Source organism: Pseudomonas sp. KnCO4 (assembly GCF_045344305.1).
In the GTDB taxonomy this organism is placed as follows: Bacteria; Pseudomonadota; Gammaproteobacteria; order Pseudomonadales; family Pseudomonadaceae; genus Aquipseudomonas; species Aquipseudomonas anuradhapurensis.
In genome coordinates, this window is the sequence record NZ_CP174199.1 from 5,014,470 (window position 1) to 5,032,310 (window position 17,841).

Below are 17,841 nucleotides of genomic sequence, written 5' to 3' on the forward strand. Positions count from 1 at the left end.
TCAGCAGGGACTCAGCTCAATATGGAGATGGCCCCAAGGTATTTCAAGGTGCGGGACAGATTGTCGCAGGCCAGGCTGTCAAGCCAATGCACTTCAGGCCAGCCACGCAACCAGGTGAACTGCCGCTTGGCCAGCTGCCGGGTAGCGATGATACCGCGTTCACGCATCTCATTCTCAGTCAGCTTGCCGTCGAGGTAGTCCCAGACTTGCCGATACCCCACTGCCCGTATAGACGGCAGCCCCGCGTGCAAGTCACTTCTGGCTCGCAGCGATCGGACCTCATCGACAAAGCCCTGTTCCAACATTTGCGAAAATCGTAACGCAATTCGCTGATGCAAAATGTGACGATCTGTAGGAGCAATCGCCAAACTTGCGACAGTATAGGGCAAATGTCCGCCAGCGCCTGCGTCTGCGCCGCGACTTTCCGCGAATTGACGCTGGCGATGGGCTGTCATGCTCTCGCCGCTCACCCGGTACACCTCCAGCGCGCGGATCAACCGTTGCGGGTCGTTGGGGTGGATGCGCGCCGCCGACTCCGGGTCGACCTCCGCCAGCTGGCGGTGCAGTTCGGCCAGGCCCAGGGCCTCGGCCTGGGCTTCCAGCTCGGCACGTACCGCAGCATCGGCGGCCGGCATGTCGGCCAGCCCCTCGAGCAATGCCTTGTAATAGAGCATGGTGCCGCCGACCAGCAAGGGGATCTTGCCGCGGGCAGTGATTTCAGCCATGGCCTCCAGGGCATCGGCCCGGAACTGCGCAGCCGAGTAGCTCTCGGCCGGATCGCGAATGTCGATCAGCCGGTGCGGGTGGGCGGCGAGGATTTCCTTCGAAGGCTTGGCCGAACCGATGTCCATGCCGCGGTAGACCAGGGCCGAATCGACGCTGATGAGTTCACAGGGCAGGACCTTGGTCAGCTCGATGGCCAAGTCGGTCTTGCCGGCTGCCGTCGGGCCCATCAGGAATATTGCAGGGGGCTTGCCGCTCATGTCATCGACCGCGTAGGAAGAGTTTGTCCAGGTCGTCCAGGCCCATCTGGGTCCAGGTGGGACGGCCGTGGTTGCACTGGCCGCTGCGCTCGGTGTTTTCCATGTCGCGCAGCAGGGCGTTCATCTCGGGGATCGCCAGGCGCCGGTTGGCGCGCACGGCGCCGTGGCAGGCCATGGTGCCGAGCAGCTCGTTCAGGTGCGCCTGGATACGGTCGCTGGTGCCGTACTCCATCAGGTCGGCGAGCACATCCTGCACCAGGCGGTTGGCCTCGGCCTGCTTGAGCAAGGCCGGAATCTGGCGAATTGCCAAGGTCTCGGGGCCCAGGCGCTGCAGTTCGAAGCCCAGGCGCTGGAACCATTGCGCGTGCTCTTCGGCGCAGTCGGCTTCGCGCTGGCTCAGGGCCAGGGTCTCGGGCACCAGCAGCGGCTGGCCACTGAGGCCTTCGCTGGCCATGGCCACCTTCAGGCGCTCGTACATGATGCGCTCGTGGGCCGCGTGCATGTCCACCAGCACCAGGCCGATGGCGTTCTCGGCCAGGATGTAGATGCCCTTGAGCTGGGCCAGGGCGTAGCCCAGCGGGGGGATATCGCCGTGGCTTTCGGGCAGCGTCGACGCCGCGGCCACGCCTTCCTCCAGCGGCTTGTAGAACTCGCGATACACCGCCTGCGCCTCGGCGGCCGGCAGCGCTTGCGCGGGGCGCGGGGTGTACTGGTACTGGTAACCTGCGCCGCTGCCGCCACCGGCATATGACTGCTGCGGGGCGCGTGGCTGTTCGAGCACCGGCGAGGCCAGGCGCATTTCGCCCTGTGGGCCGAATTCACCGGCCAGCGGCCCGCTGGGGCGGATGATCTCCGGCACGGCGGCAGGCGCGGCCAGCTGGTCTTCCGGGCGCACGTCGGCCAAGGCGCGATGCAGGGTGCCATAGAGGAAATCGTGCACCGAGCGCCCTTCACGGAAACGCACTTCATGCTTGGTCGGGTGCACGTTGACGTCGACGCCGTTGGGCTCCAGCTCCAGGAACAGCACGAAGGTCGGGTGCCGGCCATTGAACAGCACGTCGCGGTAGGCCTGGCGCACGGCGTGGGCGACCAGCTTGTCGCGCACCGCACGGCCATTGACGAAGAAATACTGCAGGTCGGCCTGGCTGCGCGAGAAGGTCGGCAGGCCGACCCAGCCCCACAAGCGCAGGCCGTTGCGCTCCACGTCGATCGGCAGTGCCTGCTCCATGAAGCCCGGGCCGCAAATGGCGCCTACCCGCCGTGCACGGGCGATTTCGTCGTGGGCTTCGTGCAGGCTGAGGACGCTCTTGCCGTTGTGACGCAGGTGGAAGCCGACATCGAAGCGCGCCAGTGCCAGGCGCCGGATGACTTCCTGCAGGTGGTCGAATTCGGTCTTTTCGGCCTTGAGGAACTTGCGCCGCGCCGGGGTGTTGAAGAACAGATCGCGCACTTCCACCGACGTGCCGACCGGATGCGCCGCTGGCTGCACCCGGGGAGTCATGTCGCGGCCTTCGGTTTCCACCTGCCAGGCTTCGCTCGCAGTGGCGGTACGCGAGGTCAGGGTCAGGCGCGCCACCGAGCTGATCGAGGCCAGGGCCTCACCGCGGAAGCCCAGGCTCAATACCCCTTCGAGGTCTTCCAGTTCGCGGATCTTGCTGGTGGCGTGGCGGGCCAGGGCCAGCGGCAGGTCATCGGCGGAAATGCCGCTGCCATCGTCACGCACCCGCAGCAGCTTGACGCCGCCCTGCTCCACCTCCACATCGATGCGTCGGGCACCGGAGTCCAGGCTGTTCTCCAGCAGCTCCTTGGCGACCGAAGCCGGCCGCTCGACAACCTCGCCGGCGGCAATCTGGTTGGCCAGCCGCGGGCTGAGCAGCTGGATGCGGGAGCCACCACTCATTGCGCGGCCAATGTGGTGGCAGGGATATCGAGGCGCTGGCCAACCTTCAGCTCATCGCTCTTGAGGCTGTTGGCGTTGCGCAGGCTGGTCACGCTGACCTGGTAGCGAACCGCGATCATCGCCAAGGTCTCGCCAGGGCGGACCGTGTGCTCACGCGGGCCTGCGGCGATCTTGCCGGTGTCGCGCAGCCAGGCAATGTAGGTACCAGGCGGCGGGTTCTGCTGGAAGTACTGGCGCACACCGGTGTGGATCGAACGGGCCAGAGCCTGCTGGTGGCTCGCGGTAGCAAGCTTGGCGGCTTCGTTGTTGTTCGAGATGAACCCGGTTTCAACGAGGATCGATGGAATGTCCGGCGACTTCAACACCATGAAGCCGGCCTGTTCCACACGCTGCTTGTGCAGCGAGGTGATACGCCCCATGTTGCCCAGCACCTTCTGCCCGACATTGAGGCTGGAGCTGAGCGTGGCGGTCATCGACAGGTCGAGCAATACCCCGGCGAGCATGCGGTCCTTGTCGTCGAGGCTGACGTTACCGGCCCCGCCGATCAGGTCGGAACGGTTTTCCGTGTCGGCCAGCCAGCGTGCGGTTTCGGAGGTGGCGCCGCGGTCGGACAGGGCGAATACCGAGGCACCGAAGGCGGCACGGGACGGCGCGGCATCGGCATGGATCGAGATGAACAGGTCGGCGCCCTTCTTGCGGGCGATCTCGGTGCGCTTGCGCAGCGGGATGAAATAGTCGCCGGTGCGGGTCAGCTCGGCCCGGAAGCCTTTTTCGCTGTTGATCTGGCGCTGCAGTTCCTTGGCGATCTGCAGCACGATGTCCTTCTCATGCTGGCCACGCGAGCCGGAAGCGCCCGGGTCTTCGCCGCCGTGGCCGGCGTCGATGGCCACCACGATGTCGCGCTTGCCGTTGGGCACCGGCGGCAGCTTGATGGCAGGCTGGGCCGGGGTAACCGGCACGGCTGGCGTGGTTGCAGGCGCTTGCACCGGCGTCGGCGGCGGGGTTGGCGCACTGGCGGCGATGGCGTCGGCTTCCTGGTCGTACAGGTCGACCACCAGGCGGTTGCCGTACTGGGCATTGGGCGCCAGGGTGAAGCTTTTTGGGGTGACCGATTTTTTCAGGTCGACCACCACACGCAGGTCGGTCGGGGTGCGCTGGGCCGAACGCACGCTGCTGATCGGCGTGTTGGAGGTGGCCACGTTCAACGGCGCGGCCAGGGTCGCACCATTGATGTCGATAACCAGGCGATCCGGTGCGCTCAGGGTGAAGACGCTATGCTGCACGGGGCCAGACAGGTCGAAGACCAGCCGCGTGTTGTCTGGCGCGCGCCACAGGCGCATGCTCTTGACTTGAGTGACGGCCAGAGCGTCAACGGTCACCGTTGTCAGCAGCAGCCCAACGATGGCGACCAGTGCGCGTATGCGCATACCTACCCCACTTACTGTTTATGATGTTCGGCCAGTGCCACGCACCAGGCCTCGCCGCGAGCCCCCTGCGGCGAAAGGTTCAGCGAGCGTCCGCCCGCTTGGGGGCTTATGGTAATGGTCAGGTCAGGCTTTGGCAAAACGCCCGCACCCTTTTGTGGCCACTCGAACAGGCACAGCGGGTCGCCCTCGAAATAATCACGAATCCCCATGAATTCCAGCTCTTCCGGATCGACCAGGCGGTACAGGTCAAAGTGGAAAGCTCGGACCTCACCGATTTCGTAGGGTTCGACCACGGTGAAGGTCGGGCTTTTCACTGCACCAGTATGGCCCAGGCCACGGATCAGGCCACGCGACAGCGTGGTTTTGCCCGCGCCCAGGTCACCCTCCAGAAAGATCACGCCGTGACCGCCGGTCACCTCGGCCAGTTGTGCGCCGAAGGCGACCGTGGCCGCTTCATCGGCCAAAAACAGGTTTAAGCCAGACACGCAGAATGCTCCTCCAACAACTCTCGAATGACCGGTGCCAGATCGCTGGCGGCCAGGCCTCTACCTTTGACGCCCAGGCGCTCGCCCGCACAGGCGTGCAGCCATACCCCCAGCCCAGCGGCCTGCCAGGCATCCAGGCCCTGGGCCAACAGCGCCGCCAGCACGCCGGTCAGCACATCGCCCAGGCCGGCACCGGCCATGGCCGGGTGGCCACGTTCGCACAGCAGCAACTGCCCGGCCGGGTCGGCGACCAGCGTGCCAGCGCCCTTGAGCACGCAGACACTGTTGTACCGCCGCGCCAGCTTGCGCGCGGCGCCCTGGCGGTCGACCTGCACCGCCTCGGTGGAAATCCCCAATAGCCGCGCCGCTTCCCCCGGGTGCGGGGTGAGAATGCTGCCACTGGGCAGGGCCAGCGGGGTGCGCGCCAGCAAGTTCAGGGCATCGGCATCCCACACCTGCGGGCGCTCGGCATTGGCCACCGCCGACAGCAGGCTGCGGCCCCAGGCCGCCTGGCCCAGGCCGGGGCCGACCACCAGCACCGAAGCACGCTCCAGCACCGCCATCAACTGGTTGGCCGACTCGACCCCCAGGCACATGGCCTCGGGCATGCGGGTCAGGCCGGCAGCAACGTGTTCAGGGCGGGTTGCCACACTGACCAGGCCGGCACCGCAGCGCAGCGCGGCTTCGGCACTGAGCAACGCGGCGCCCCCGGTACCGAGGTCGCCACCGACCACCAGCACATGGCCGAAGTCGCCTTTGTGGGCCTGCGCCTGCCGCGCCGGCAGGCGGGCGACGCTCACGCTGCTGAGCAGTTGTGGGGCATGGCTGGGGTGTTTGGTCTGCGGCATGCGGTCAAAGGCTCCAATGTCTGGCAGAATTATACGCACCTGAGCCCGTTATGCCTTGCCCATCCATGCCCGCTTGTACGCCTGACCTCGCCCAACTGGCCCAATCCATCAAGGTTTGGGGCCAAGAACTCGGTTTTGCCCATGTAGGCATCGCCGGGGTCGACCTTGGCGAACACAAACATCACCTGCAACGCTGGCTCGATGCCGGCTACCAGGGCGAGATGGAATACCTCGGCGCCCATGGCAGCAAACGCGCACACCCGGAGCAACTGATCCCCGGCACGGTGCGTGTGGTATCGCTGCGCATGGATTACCTGCCCGGCGACACGCAGATGGCGCAGCGCCTGGCGCAGCCGGAAAAAGCCTACGTGTCACGCTATGCCCTGGGTCGGGACTACCACAAGCTGGTGCGCAAACGCGTGCAGTTCCTGGCCGACCGCATCCAGGAAGCCATCGGCCCGTTCGGCTACCGCGCCTTCGTCGACAGCGCCCCCGTGCTGGAAAAGGCCCTGGCCGAGCAGGCCGGGCTGGGCTGGATCGGCAAGAACACGCTGTTGCTCAACCGCAAGGCAGGCAGCTACTTCTTCCTCGCCGAACTGTTCGTCGACCTGCCGCTGCCGGTGGACGAGGCCACTGCCAGCGAGCATTGCGGGCGCTGCCAGGCGTGCCTGGACATCTGCCCGACCCAGGCCTTCGTCGGGCCCTATGTGCTCGATGCGCGGCGTTGCATCTCCTACCTGACCATCGAGCTGAGGGGACCGATCCCGGTCGAACTGCGCGCCAAGATGGGTAACCGGGTGTTCGGTTGCGATGATTGCCAGATCGTCTGCCCGTGGAACCGCTTTGCCAGGCCCAGCCAGGAGCAGGACTTCCAGCCACGCCATGGCCTGGAAAACGCCGAACTGGCCGAGATGTTCCTGTGGGATGAACGGACCTTCCTGCGCAAGACCGAGGGCGGGCCGCTGCGCCGGGCCGGGTACGAGCGCTGGTTGCGCAACCTGGCGGTGGGGCTGGGCAATGCGCCGTCGACCATCCCGGTGATCGAGGCGCTGAAGGCGCGGCGCGAGGATGCCTCGGCACTGGTGCGCGAACACGTGGAGTGGGCGCTGGCGCAGCACGGCGCTCAATAGCGGACCAGCCCCAGAGCTTACGCCACCCTTGTGGGAGCGGGCGTGCCCGCGAATCAGGCAACGCGGTGGATGGCACCGGCTCTGCCGGTGTTCGCGGGCACGCCCGCTCCCACAGGGGCCAGGTTGTGCCAGAACTGCGTTACTGCTGGTCGTTGTAGTGGAACTTGGGCATTTCCCAGTGGAAACGGATCGCCAGCAGGCGCAACAGGAAGCCGCCAAACAACGTCAGCAACATCGCCTGCTCCGCCGGCACCTTGAAGTACACGCAGCCCAGGTAGAACCAGGCCGCTGCAAACGAGACGCTGGCGTACAACTCGCGACGGAACACCAAGGGAATGTCATTGCAGAAGATATCCCGCAGGATCCCGCCAAACACCCCGGTAATCACCCCACTGAGCGATGCCACCAGCATGCCCTGCCCCATTTCCAGCGCAGTCATGCAGCCAATCAGGGTGAAGGCCACCAGCCCCAAGGCATCGAGCACCAGGAACAGCGAGCGCAGGCGGCGCATCATCGGCGCGATGAAAATGGTCAGCAACGCCGCACAGCTGGTCAACACCAGGTATTCCGGGTGCTTCACCCAAGTCAGCGGGTAATGCCCAAGCAGCACGTCGCGCACCGAGCCGCCACCCAGGGCGGTGACGCAGGCGATCAGCACCACGCCGAACCAGTCCATGCCGCGGCGGCCGGCAGACAACGCGCCGGTCATGGCTTCGGCGGTGATGGCGATGAGGTAGAGCATCAACAACATGGTGCAGGGTCCGTGCGGGCGGGCGAGAAAGGCGCGCAGTCTAACCAGTTGCACATGGCACCAAAAGGGGGCGCAGATACAATATCTGCGCCTTTTCGACTCACAGCTTGATGAAGTGTTCGCGGTAGTGACGCAGCTCGGCGATCGATTCGCGGATATCGTCCAACGCCAGGTGGGTGTTGCCCTTCTTGAAGCTGTCACGCACCGATGGCGCCCAGCGTGCAGCGAGCTCCTTCAAGGTCGAGACATCCAGGTTGCGGTAGTGGAAGTATTTTTCCAGGTTGCGCATGTGGCGGTAGAGGAAGCGGCGGTCCTGGCAGATACTGTTGCCGCAGATCGGCGACTTGCCTTTTGGCACCCACTGTTCGAGGAAGGCGATGGTCTGCGCCTCGGCTTCAGCCATGCCCACCTTGCTCTCGCGCACGCGCTGGGTCAGGCCCGAAGCGCCATGGGTGCGGGTGTTCCACTCGTCCATGCGTGCCAGCACTTCATCACTGTGGTGGATGGCAATCACCGGCCCTTCGGCCAGGGTGTTCAGCTCGCTGTCGGTAACGATGGTGGCCATCTCGATGATGACGTCGCTGTCCGGATCCAGGCCGGTCATTTCCAGGTCGATCCAGATCAGGTTCTGTGGGTTTTGCATGCAGGGGCTCCTCGTATAGGCGTTCATAGTAGCGTAGTGGCCAGGGCACGCCCATTCACGGCACGAAGGCCGGTCAAATGATCCGCTGCCTGGCGTGCTAAACTGCCTGCCGTTTTCAACTCGCCCCACCACGCACGGAACCTTCATGGCCAAACGCCAGCTCAACCGCCGCCAGAACTGGCGCATCGAAAAAATCCAGAACGAGCGCGCCGCGCGTGCGGCCAAACGCGAGCAACACGTGTTGCAGGAACTGGAGGGTGGCGACCTGGGGCCGGAGCAGTTGGGCCTGGTGATCGCGCACTTCGGTGTACAAGTAGAAGTGGAGGCCCAGGACGGCGAAGCCGCAGGCCAGGTGTTCCGCTGCCACTTGCGCGCCAACCTGCCGGCACTGGTCACCGGCGATCGGGTGGTCTGGCGCGCGGGCAACCAGGGCATCGGCGTGATCGTCGCGCAGATGCCGCGCAGCACCGAGCTGTGTCGGCCGAACAACCACGGCCAGTTGAAGCCGGTGGCGGCCAACGTTGACCTGATCGTGATCGTCTTCGCTCCCGCCCCCGAACCGCACCCCAACCTGATCGACCGTTACCTGGTCGCGGCGGAGCACGCCGGCATTCGCCCGTTGCTGCTGCTGAACAAGGCCGACCTGATCGATGAGCAGAACGGCCCGGGCCTGCAGGCGTTGCTGGAGGTCTACCGCGAGCTGGGCTACCCGCTGCTGGAAGTATCGGCACACCAAGGTGACGGCATGCAACGCCTGCAGCAGATGCTCGACGGCCACATCAGCGTATTCGTCGGCCAGTCGGGGGTGGGCAAGTCGTCGCTGGTCAACAGCCTGCTGCCGGACGCCGGTACCCGCGTCGGCGACCTGTCGGAATGGTCTGGCCAGGGCACCCACACCACCACCACCGCGCGGCTGTACCATTTCCCTAACGGCGGGGACCTGATCGACTCACCGGGCATCCGCGAATTCGGCCTCGGCCACGTCAGCCGCAGCGATGTGGAAGATGGCTTCATTGAGTTCCGCGACCTGTTCGGCACCTGCCGCTTCCGCGATTGCAAGCATGATCGCGAACCGGGCTGTGCGCTGCTCAAGGCGCTGGATGAGGGGCGCATCAAGCCGCAACGCATGAGCAGCTACCGCTCGATCATCGCCAGCCTGCCGGAAGACGCCTACTGACCTGCCCGCTCCCGCAGGTACTACACAAGGCTCAAGGGCCACGCCAATCCTGTGGGAGCGGGCGTGCCCGCGAAGCGGGCACCGCGGTGGTTGGCACGGGCTTCGCCCGTGATCGCGGGCAAGACCGCTCCCACAGGTTCCGCGCTTGCTTCAGCTACAGCGCGATCCTGTAGGGTTTACTGCTCCTTGGTCTCATCCATCTTCAACGTGCCCTCTTCGAAGATGTTCAGCTTCTGGCGCAGTTCACGCGGCTGCATGGGTGCCTGCTCGGTCCCCCCTGGCACAGCCGGTGCCGCAGCGGCCGGAGGTGTAGGCTCGGCAGCCGGTGCTTCTGGCGCGCCCTGCTCACCCTCGATGTTGCGCTGGGCCTTCTTGGTCAGCACGATGATGTCGATGCGGCGGTTGACCGGGTTGAACGGGTTGTTGCGGTCGAACAGCGACGACGAGGCATACCCCACCACCCGCGCCACCTGGCCATCCGGATAGCCACCGGCTACCAGTGCACGACGCGCGGCGTTGGCGCGGTTGGCCGACAGCTCCCAGTTGCCGAACTCACCACTGCCTGCATACGGCTTGGCATCGGTGTGGCCGCTGATGCTGATCTTGTTCGGCACTGCCTTGATGGTGTCGGCCATGGCCAGCAGGATGTCTTCGAAGTACGGCTGCAGGCGCGCGCTGCCGATGTCGAACATTGGCCGGTTCTCGGCATCCATGATCTGGATGCGCAGGCCGTCCTGGGTGATCTCGAACAGGATCTGGTCCTTGAACTTCTGCAGCTGCGGGTTTTCCTCGACCTTGTTCTGCAACTCCTGCAGCAACAACTCCAGACGCTCACGCTCGACCTGCTCGGCCATGGTCTCGACCTGGTCCTTGTCCAGCTGGATGCTGGTATCGGGCGTCGGCTCGGACTTGGCTTCGGGGTTGATGGTCTTTTCCGGCGCCAGCTGCGGCGAGCCACCCAGGTCGATGATGTAGGGCGTACCGCTTTCCGAGAAGCCGATCGGGTCCTTGAAGTAGCCAGCGATGGCGATCTTCTGTTCCGGCGTGGCCGTGGACAACAACCACAGCACCAGGAAGAACGCCATCATCGCCGTGGCGAAGTCGGCAAAGGCGATTTTCCAGGCGCCGCCGTGATGGCCGCCGCCATAGCGCTTGACGCGCTTGACGATGATGGGCTGATTGTTCTCCATGACTCAGCGACCGCGAACCGCTTGTTCCAGTTCGGCAAAGCTTGGGCGGTGCTTGGGGTACAGCACCTTGCGCCCGAACTCCACCGCCAGCGAAGGCGGCATGCCCGAGGCCGAGGCCACCAGCGAAGCCTTGATCGATTCGTAGAGGTTCAGTTCTTCCTTGGCATCGTGCTCCAGGCACTTGGCCAGCGGACCAAAGAAGCCGTAGGCCGCCAGAATACCGAAGAAGGTACCTACCAGCGCCGCACCCACATGGAGGCCGATGGAGGCCTGGTCACCCTCGCCGAGCGAGGCCATGGTCACCACGATACCCAGTACCGCCGCAACGATACCGAACCCTGGCATGCCGTCGGCGATGCCATTCACCGCATGCGACGGGTGCTCCAGCTCTTCCTTCATGCTCAACAGCTCCATGTCGAACAGGCCTTCGAGCTCGTGCGGCGCCATGTTGCCGGTGGACATGATGCGCAGGTAGTCGCAGATGAATGCGGTCATGCGCTCGTCGCCCAGCACTGTCGGGTACTTGGCGAAGATCGGGCTGGCTGCGGCATCCTCGATGTCGGCCTCGATGGCCATCATGCCTTCACGACGGCTCTTGTTGAGGATCTCGTACACCAGGCCCAGCACTTCCAGGTAGAAGGCATGGCTGAAGCGCGAGCCGAACATCTTCATCGACTTCTTGATGACGTGCATGGTCATGTGGCCAGGGTTGGCCTGCAGGAATGCACCGAAGGCCGCACCGCCGATGATCAGTACTTCGAACGGCTGGATCAGTGCCGCGATCTTACCGTGGGAGAGTACGTATCCGCCGAGCACGCTCGCGAATACGACGATGATGCCGATAATTTTAGCCATAGGTTCAAAGCACTTGCTGTCGTGGTCAGGGGAAGAGACGGGAGCCTGAAAACTCTTCTTCTACTTGTCGGCAGAACTGCGCCAGACTATAGCCACTCATTGCGAAAAGCCAGTTCGGACTGATGTCAAAATGACAATTGAAACCAAGGTGCCCGCTCAGGCCCCACGTACGCTAGAGGCCTGGGTAAAGCTGCTCGAGAGTATTCGCATCCCCGTGCCGAAGCACAGCTACGACCGGGTCATGAACGCCATCCACGATAGCCGCCGCTCGCTGCGCGATATCGCCGAACTGATGCAGGATAGCCCGGCACTGGTGCTGTCGGTGATGCGCGAAGCCAATCACCCCACCAATGCCAGCCTGGCCGAACCGGCCGAAAGCCTGGAAATCGCCCTCAACCGCCTCGGCCTGGAGCGCAGCGAACAGCTGCTCAAGCGCCTGCCGGCGGTGCCCGTCGAAGAGATCCCAGCGGTACTGTCCCAGTTCCTGCTGATCAGCCAGCACGCCTCGCAGCAGGCCAGCGGCCTGTTCGCCAGCCGCCTGGCACGGCTGTGGCAGGAAATCCACTGGGGCAGCCTGCTGTTCCTGTCGCCACTCTGGCCGCTGGCGCTGGCCTATCCCAAGTTGCTCGACACCTGGGAACTGCGGGTTATCCACAAGGGCGAAGACGCCGCCCATGTCGAGCAGGAGCTGTTTGGCGTGCGCATCCTCACGCTGTGCCAGGCCATGGCAGAGTACTGGCGCCTGCCACAATGGGTGACCCAGGGTTACCACCTGCTGCTGGACGAACGCGAACAACTGGCCCAGGTGCTTGCCATCGCCCGCGCCCCGGACCTGCTCAGCCAACAGCATCGCCTGGACGCCGAGCCCGGCCTGCGCCGCTGGTTCAACCAGCCGGCCAACACCGTGCTGCTGGCCAACAACCTGGCCCTGGCGGCGCAGGTGGGCTGGGACAACCCGCACCTGCTGCGCTGGCAGCTGTTGACCGCGCTGTACCTGCAGACCTCGCTGGAAGACGTGCAGCAGCAGGTGCACCAGCAGGCTGCGGCGAGTGCGCGCCGTCACGCCCAGCACGCCCTGTTCCACCCGGCCGAAGCGCTGATCTGGCCTTGGCACCAGCGCCGTCCGCACCCGGACATGCTGGCACCGCCACCGCCCAGCAACGACGAACTGACGCGCTGGCGCAAGCTGTGCCAGCACCTGCTGGCCCAGCCCAGCCCGTTCACCAACAGCGTGCACCTGGCCACCCAGGCCCTCGAAGCCCTGCTGGCCTGCGGCATGCAGCGCGTACTGCTGCTGAGCCTGGACAAGGCCAGCGATCAGCTGCGTGTGCAACAGTTTGCCGGCCTGCCCAAGGAGGCCGGGGCGCTTGCCCTGCAGGTGTCGGAGAACAAACTGCTGCAAAAGCTGCTGGCCCAGGCCGGCCAATTGCGCATCACCCCGGAAAACCACAGCCAGCTCTCGGCGCTGCTGCCGGCCCCGCTGCGGGCGTTGTTCAACAGCGAGCACGCACTGCTACGCTCGTTGGCGGTCAATGACCAGGTGTTGATGCTGGTGGTAGCCGACCAAGGCAGCCGACCATTGGCCGATGTCAGCGTGCAAGCCTTCGGCAAGACAGCACAATGCACCGAGCGGGCGCTGTCGGTGTTCGCCAACCGCAAGGCCTGAGCCTTGCGCTACAATCGCCCCTCTTTCCACACTGGAGACCGTGGATGACTGACTTTTCCGGCCTGCCGTTGGTGATCGAAGCCGCAGACCTGCTGCCACGCCTGGATTCGAAACAGCTGATCCTGGTCGACCTGAGCAGCAGCAATCGCTATGTCAGCGGGCATATCCCCGGCGCACGCTACGTCGAAGGCAAGCGTACCCAGCTCGGCCAGCCGCCTGCGCCCGGCTTGCTGCCGGCCCAGGCCGATCTGGAGAAGCTGTTCAGTGAACTCGGCCACCGCGACGACGCGGTATACGTGGTGTACGACGACGAAGGCGGCGGCTGGGCCGGGCGCTTCATCTGGCTGCTCGATGTGATCGGCCACAAGCACTATCACTACCTGAATGGCGGCATCCAGGCCTGGCCGGCCGACAAGCTCTCCACCGAGGTGCCCGACAGCGTTAATTCCCCTGTGCAGCTGCGCATCGACACGGCGCCCACCGCCACCCGTGAGTACCTGCAAAGCCGCCTGGGCGCGCACGACCTGGTCATCTGGGATGCCCGTGGCCCGCAGGAATTTCGCGGCGAGAAAGTGCTGGCAGCTCGGGGTGGCCATATTCCTGGCGCGATCAACTTCGAATGGACAGCCGGCATGGACCTCAACGACCACCTGCGCATCCGCCCGGACATCGCCGAAGTCCTGCTGAACCTGGGGATCACCCCCGACAAGGAAGTGATCACCCATTGCCAATCCCACCGCCGCTCCGGTTTCACCTACCTGGTGGCCAAGGCCCTCGGCTACCCACGCGTCAAGGCCTATGCCGGCTCGTGGAGCGAATGGGGCAACCACCCGGACACGCCTGTAGTTAAGGAATCTGCATGAAATCCCGTTTGTTCATCATCAGCCAGTACCTGCTGCCGCACCATCTGCTGTCGCGCCTGGCCGGCTGCATCGCCGAATGCCGTGTGCGCTGGTTCAAGAATGCCTTTACCGCCTGGTTCGCCAAGCGCTACCAGGTGAACATGGCCGAAGCCCTGGTCGAAGACCTGAGCGCCTACGAGCACTTCAACGCGTTCTTCACCCGTGCCCTGAAGCCAGGCGCACGCCCACTGGACGAAACCCCCGGCGCCATCCTGTGCCCGGCCGACGGTGCCGTCAGCCAGCTTGGCCCGATCGAGCACGGCCGCATCTTCCAGGCCAAGGGCCACGGCTTCAGCGCCCAGGAACTGCTGGGCGGCGACCCGGCGATGGCCGCACCGTTCATGGGCGGCGAGTTCGCCACCATCTACCTGTCGCCCAAGGACTACCACCGCGTACACATGCCGCTGGCTGGCACCCTGCGTGAAATGATCTACGTGCCGGGCCGCCTGTTCTCGGTCAACCAGACCACCGCCGAGAACGTCCCCGAGCTGTTCGCCCGCAATGAACGCGTGGTGTGCCTGTTCGATACCGAACGCGGGCCGATGGCCGTGGTGCTGGTGGGGGCGATGATCGTCGCCTCGATCGAAACCGTGTGGGCCGGGCTGGTGACGCCGCCCAAGCGCGAACTGAAGACCTTCCGTTACGACGAAGCCAGCCGCGCGCCAATCCACCTGGAAAAAGGCGCCGAGCTGGGCCGCTTCAAGCTGGGTTCGACCGCCATCGTGCTGTTCGGGCCAGAGCAGGTGAAATGGGCCGAGACGCTGGGTGCCGGCTCTGCGGTGCGCATGGGGCAACAGTTGGCGATGCCTGCGCAGGCTTGATTGCCTGATAGCACCTGGGGCCGCTTTGCGGCCCTATCGCGACACGAGGACGCTCCTACAGGACAGTGCAGTAGTCTGAAACTGCGAAAATCCTGTAGGAGCGGCCTCGTGTCGCGATGGGCTGCGAAGCAGCCCCAAGCCCCTCGGATCAGCCGCGCGCGTCGCGGTCACGTACACCCAGCAGGTACAACACCCCATCCAGCCCCAGGGTGGAAATCGCCTGCTTGGCCGACTGGCGTACCAGCGGCTTGGCGCGGAACGCCACGCCCAGGCCAGCCAGCGACAGCATCGGCAGGTCGTTGGCGCCATCGCCCACGGCGATGGTCTGCTCCAGCTCCAGGCCTTCTTCGCTGGCCAGCTTCTGCAGCAGCTCGGCCTTGCGCTGGGCATCGACGATCGGTTCCACGGCCACCCCGGTGACCTTGCCATCGACCACTTCCAGCTCGTTGGCGAACACGTAGTCGATGCCCAGGCGCGCCTGCACCTGGCGCGCAAAGTAAGTAAAGCCACCGGACAGGATCGCGGTCTTGTAACCCAGGCGCTTGAGTTCAGCGAACAGGTTCTCGGCCCCCTCGGTCAGGCGCAGCGACGCGCCGATCTCGTCCAATACACCCACATCCAGGCCCTTGAGCAGTGCCATGCGCTCTTTGAAGCTGGCACGGAAATCCAGCTCGCCGCGCATCGCGCGCTCGGTGATGGCCGCCACCTGCTCGCCGACCCCGGCAGCCTTGGCCAGTTCGTCGATGACTTCGGCCTCGATCAGCGTCGAGTCCATGTCGAACACTGCCAGGCGACGGTTGCGACGGAACAGGTCGTCCTTCTGGAAGGCAATGTCGATGCTCAGTTCCTCGGCCAGGGCGAAGAAATCGGCACGCAGGGCCTGGCCATCGCTCGGCACGCCACGCACGGAAATCTCGATGGCCGCCTTGCCTTTGCCGACGTGGGCATCCAGCGCCACGCGGGCCGACAGGCGCTCGATACGCTCGATGGTCAGGCCGTACTGGCTGATCACCGCACTCACCCGCTGCAGTTGTTCGGGGGTGATCTTGCGGCTGAGCAAGGTGACGATGTGGCGCGCCTCGCCCTGGCCGTCGGCCCAGTGCTGGTAGTCCGCCTCGGAAATCGGCGTGTAGCGGGCCTGCAGGTTCAGTTCGTGGGCCTTCGCCTGCACGCTTTGCAGCAGGGCGGTAGCCACTTCGTTGTCCGGGATATCGACCAGGATGCCGAACGACAGGGTGCCGTGCATGACGGCCAGGCCAATGTCGAGGATACTCACACCGCCCTGCAGCAGGACGCCGGTGATGGCCGCAGTGAGACCGGGACGGTCCTCACCGGTGATGTTGATCAGGACGATTTCGCGCACAACCTGGCTCCGACTTCGATGAAAAATGCGCATTCTACCGATTTTCCGTGACCATCGGGCGCCAACGATACTTTGCCGACAAAACCCGGCTCGCTATACTCCCCACACTTTCATGCCATTAAGAGCCGAGCTCAGTGAACCGGCCCACGCCCGTCAAACCAGACAACTTCTTCCTGATGATCTATCGCGCCCTGAGTCAACGTCGCGTGCCACTGGCACTGCGTATCGCCTGCACCAACATCTTCCTGGTGGCGCTGGCGCTGGTGATCTACGCCTGCGTGATGGGCCTGCAGTTCAAGCAGGCCATGCACGAGCAGGCCGATGCCCTGGGCCAGAGCCTGACCACCCAGACCGCCACCTCGGCGACCGAGCTGCTGGTAGCCAACGATATCCTCAGCCTCAATGTGCTGCTGGGCAACCTGGTGAAGAACCCGCTGGTGGCGCATGCCGCCATCTACAGCGTGGACAACCGCATCCTCGCCGAAGCCGGCCAGCGCCCGCGCAACAGCCTGCTGGGCGAGGCCGAGGGCCTGTACCAGACCAAGATCACCTTCCAGGACGTGACCGCCGGGCAACTGCGTATCAGCCTGGACATGAGCCAGTTCCAGCAGCCGATGCTGATCAGCTTGCAGAGCATGGGCATCCTTGCCGCCATCCTGCTGGTGCTGGCCTTGACCCTGAGCCTGCGCCAGGGCCGCTTCATCACCCTGCCGCTGCTGCAGCTGCGGGTGTGGCTGCGGGACCCGCAACCCTACACGCCGGCCACCGAGCGCCAGGACGAGATCGGTGATATCGCGCGCCAGTTGCATGCGCGCCTGGCCCCACCACCGCCACCCGAGCCGGAGCCAGAGGAAGACGACGACGAGCCGTTCGATGACCTGCACGGCGATGCCCCGGCGGCAAAGGCCGCCCCACGTGCCAGGGTTGCCACCCAGGCGCACGAGGATGACGACGAGGCCTTCGCCGACTTGCTCGACGACGACAACATGCCCAAGGCCTCGGTCGTCGAGTCCGACGAGCCGCAGTACAGTGCCGTGCTGGCCGTGCAGCTGGGGTCGCAGGAACAACTGCGCCGCCTGCCACGCACGCGCCTGACCGAGCTGACCGAGCGCTACCGCGATTGCCTGGAGCACGCTGCTTCGCTCTACGACGGTGAAACCCACACGCTCAACGACGGCAGCACCCTGGTGCTGTTCCACAGCCGCGACTGCGGCGAGGACTACCTGACCAACGCCATCTGCTGCGGCGAGCTGCTGCGCGCCCTGGGCCATGCCCTGCAGATCGAAGTGGCGGACAGCGGCATCACCTTGCAGCTGCAACTGGGCCTGGCCCTGGGTAACGACCTGCAAGGGCTGGAACTGGTGGACCTGCTGATGGCCGAGAAGGCCCAGGACGCGCTGGCGCTGTCGCAACATAGCCGCAACCTGTTGCTGGTGGAGCGCCAGATCAGCGACGACACGCTGATTCGCCAGCGCGCCCGTATTCGCCCGATTGCCAGCCCGGAAGGCGCCTGTTGCGTGGAACGGTTGATGGAGCCCTACCCGTCGATGCTGGAACGGCAGTTGGCGCGGATGCACGAGCGCCGGGCCTGACCGGCTCAGGCTGACGCCCTGTAGGAGCGGCCTTGTGTCGCGATGGGCTGCGCAGCAGCCCCAGCAATCTTTGCGACACCACTGAATATGGGGCTGCTGCGCAGCCCA

Annotated in this window: 16 protein-coding genes; 6 read left to right on the forward strand and 10 right to left on the reverse strand. The window is 65.1% G+C overall.

Going from position 1 to position 17,841, the window contains the following annotated elements; translation table 11 throughout:
- Window positions 1–11 precede the first annotated feature (11 nt).
- From miaA to ACJA3S_RS23235, 5 genes are read right to left on the reverse strand one after another with little or no spacing between them, the layout of a single operon-like run.
- Window positions 12–983 (reverse strand): tRNA (adenosine(37)-N6)-dimethylallyltransferase MiaA, encoded by a 972-nt coding sequence (miaA, locus tag ACJA3S_RS23215; RefSeq protein WP_406820130.1) that lies wholly within the window; start codon window positions 981–983, stop codon window positions 12–14.
- A gap of 1 nt (window position 984) precedes the next feature.
- Window positions 985–2,883 (reverse strand): DNA mismatch repair endonuclease MutL, encoded by a 1,899-nt coding sequence (gene mutL / locus ACJA3S_RS23220; protein WP_406820131.1) that lies wholly within the window; start codon window positions 2,881–2,883, stop codon window positions 985–987.
- Complete coding sequence (locus ACJA3S_RS23225; RefSeq protein ID WP_186686448.1) at window positions 2,880–4,310, reverse strand: N-acetylmuramoyl-L-alanine amidase; 1,431 nt, start codon at window positions 4,308–4,310, stop codon at window positions 2,880–2,882. The genes mutL and ACJA3S_RS23225 overlap by 4 nt, the downstream gene beginning before the upstream one ends.
- An 11-nt stretch (window positions 4,311–4,321) precedes the next feature.
- Window positions 4,322–4,780, reverse strand: a complete 459-nt coding sequence (gene tsaE / locus ACJA3S_RS23230) for a tRNA (adenosine(37)-N6)-threonylcarbamoyltransferase complex ATPase subunit type 1 TsaE (protein WP_406822297.1) — start codon at window positions 4,778–4,780, stop codon at window positions 4,322–4,324.
- 2 nt (window positions 4,781–4,782) lie between these two features.
- The gene (locus ACJA3S_RS23235) at window positions 4,783–5,643 is read right to left on the reverse strand and encodes an NAD(P)H-hydrate dehydratase (RefSeq protein WP_170033021.1); all 861 of its coding nucleotides are present in this window, start codon (window positions 5,641–5,643) and stop codon (window positions 4,783–4,785) included.
- Window positions 5,644–5,708: 65 nt separating this feature from the next.
- Between ACJA3S_RS23235 and queG the strand changes: the two genes are divergently transcribed.
- On the forward strand, window positions 5,709–6,773 hold the full coding sequence (gene queG, locus ACJA3S_RS23240) for a tRNA epoxyqueuosine(34) reductase QueG (protein ID WP_406822298.1): 1,065 nt from the start codon (window positions 5,709–5,711) through the stop codon (window positions 6,771–6,773).
- A gap of 139 nt (window positions 6,774–6,912) precedes the next feature.
- Here the strand turns inward: queG and ACJA3S_RS23245 are convergent, their stop codons facing one another.
- On the reverse strand, window positions 6,913–7,524 hold the full coding sequence (locus tag ACJA3S_RS23245) for a trimeric intracellular cation channel family protein (protein WP_170033022.1): 612 nt from the start codon (window positions 7,522–7,524) through the stop codon (window positions 6,913–6,915).
- Between the two features lie 100 nt (window positions 7,525–7,624).
- Complete coding sequence (orn, locus tag ACJA3S_RS23250) at window positions 7,625–8,167, reverse strand: oligoribonuclease (RefSeq protein ID WP_406820132.1); 543 nt, start codon at window positions 8,165–8,167, stop codon at window positions 7,625–7,627.
- A 145-nt stretch (window positions 8,168–8,312) separates the two neighbouring features.
- Between orn and rsgA the strand changes: the two genes are divergently transcribed.
- On the forward strand, window positions 8,313–9,344 hold the full coding sequence (gene rsgA / locus ACJA3S_RS23255; protein WP_170033024.1) for a small ribosomal subunit biogenesis GTPase RsgA: 1,032 nt from the start codon (window positions 8,313–8,315) through the stop codon (window positions 9,342–9,344).
- A gap of 176 nt (window positions 9,345–9,520) precedes the next feature.
- Here the strand turns inward: rsgA and motB are convergent, their stop codons facing one another.
- Both motB and motA read right to left on the reverse strand, forming a co-directional pair.
- Window positions 9,521–10,534, reverse strand: coding sequence for a flagellar motor protein MotB (motB, locus tag ACJA3S_RS23260; protein ID WP_406820133.1), 1,014 nt, complete (start codon window positions 10,532–10,534; stop codon window positions 9,521–9,523).
- Window positions 10,535–10,537: 3 nt separating this feature from the next.
- Window positions 10,538–11,389 (reverse strand): flagellar motor stator protein MotA, encoded by an 852-nt coding sequence (motA, locus tag ACJA3S_RS23265; RefSeq protein ID WP_406820134.1) that lies wholly within the window; start codon window positions 11,387–11,389, stop codon window positions 10,538–10,540.
- Between the two features lie 130 nt (window positions 11,390–11,519).
- On the opposite strand from motA, the gene ACJA3S_RS23270 reads away from it, so the two are divergent.
- The 3 genes from ACJA3S_RS23270 to asd are packed head-to-tail and all read left to right on the forward strand — an operon-like array spanning window position 11,520 to window position 14,778.
- Window positions 11,520–13,055 carry an HDOD domain-containing protein gene (locus tag ACJA3S_RS23270; protein ID WP_406820135.1) on the forward strand — a complete coding sequence of 512 codons (1,536 nt, stop codon included), beginning with the start codon at window positions 11,520–11,522 and terminating at the stop codon, window positions 13,053–13,055.
- A gap of 44 nt (window positions 13,056–13,099) precedes the next feature.
- Window positions 13,100–13,918, forward strand: a complete 819-nt coding sequence (locus ACJA3S_RS23275; protein WP_406820136.1) for a rhodanese-like domain-containing protein — start codon at window positions 13,100–13,102, stop codon at window positions 13,916–13,918.
- Window positions 13,909–14,778 carry an archaetidylserine decarboxylase gene (gene asd / locus ACJA3S_RS23280; RefSeq protein ID WP_406822299.1) on the forward strand — a complete coding sequence of 290 codons (870 nt, stop codon included), beginning with the start codon at window positions 13,909–13,911 and terminating at the stop codon, window positions 14,776–14,778. Before ACJA3S_RS23275 ends, asd begins: the two co-directional genes overlap by 10 nt.
- A 148-nt stretch (window positions 14,779–14,926) precedes the next feature.
- On the opposite strand, the gene serB is transcribed toward asd, so the two are convergent.
- Window positions 14,927–16,141, reverse strand: coding sequence for a phosphoserine phosphatase SerB (serB, locus tag ACJA3S_RS23285; RefSeq protein WP_406820137.1), 1,215 nt, complete (start codon window positions 16,139–16,141; stop codon window positions 14,927–14,929).
- 134 nt (window positions 16,142–16,275) lie between these two features.
- Here serB and ACJA3S_RS23290 point away from each other — a divergent pair, with 134 nt between their 5' ends.
- Complete coding sequence (locus ACJA3S_RS23290; protein ID WP_406820138.1) at window positions 16,276–17,733, forward strand: histidine kinase; 1,458 nt, start codon at window positions 16,276–16,278, stop codon at window positions 17,731–17,733.
- The last annotated feature ends 108 nt before the right edge of the window (window positions 17,734–17,841 follow it).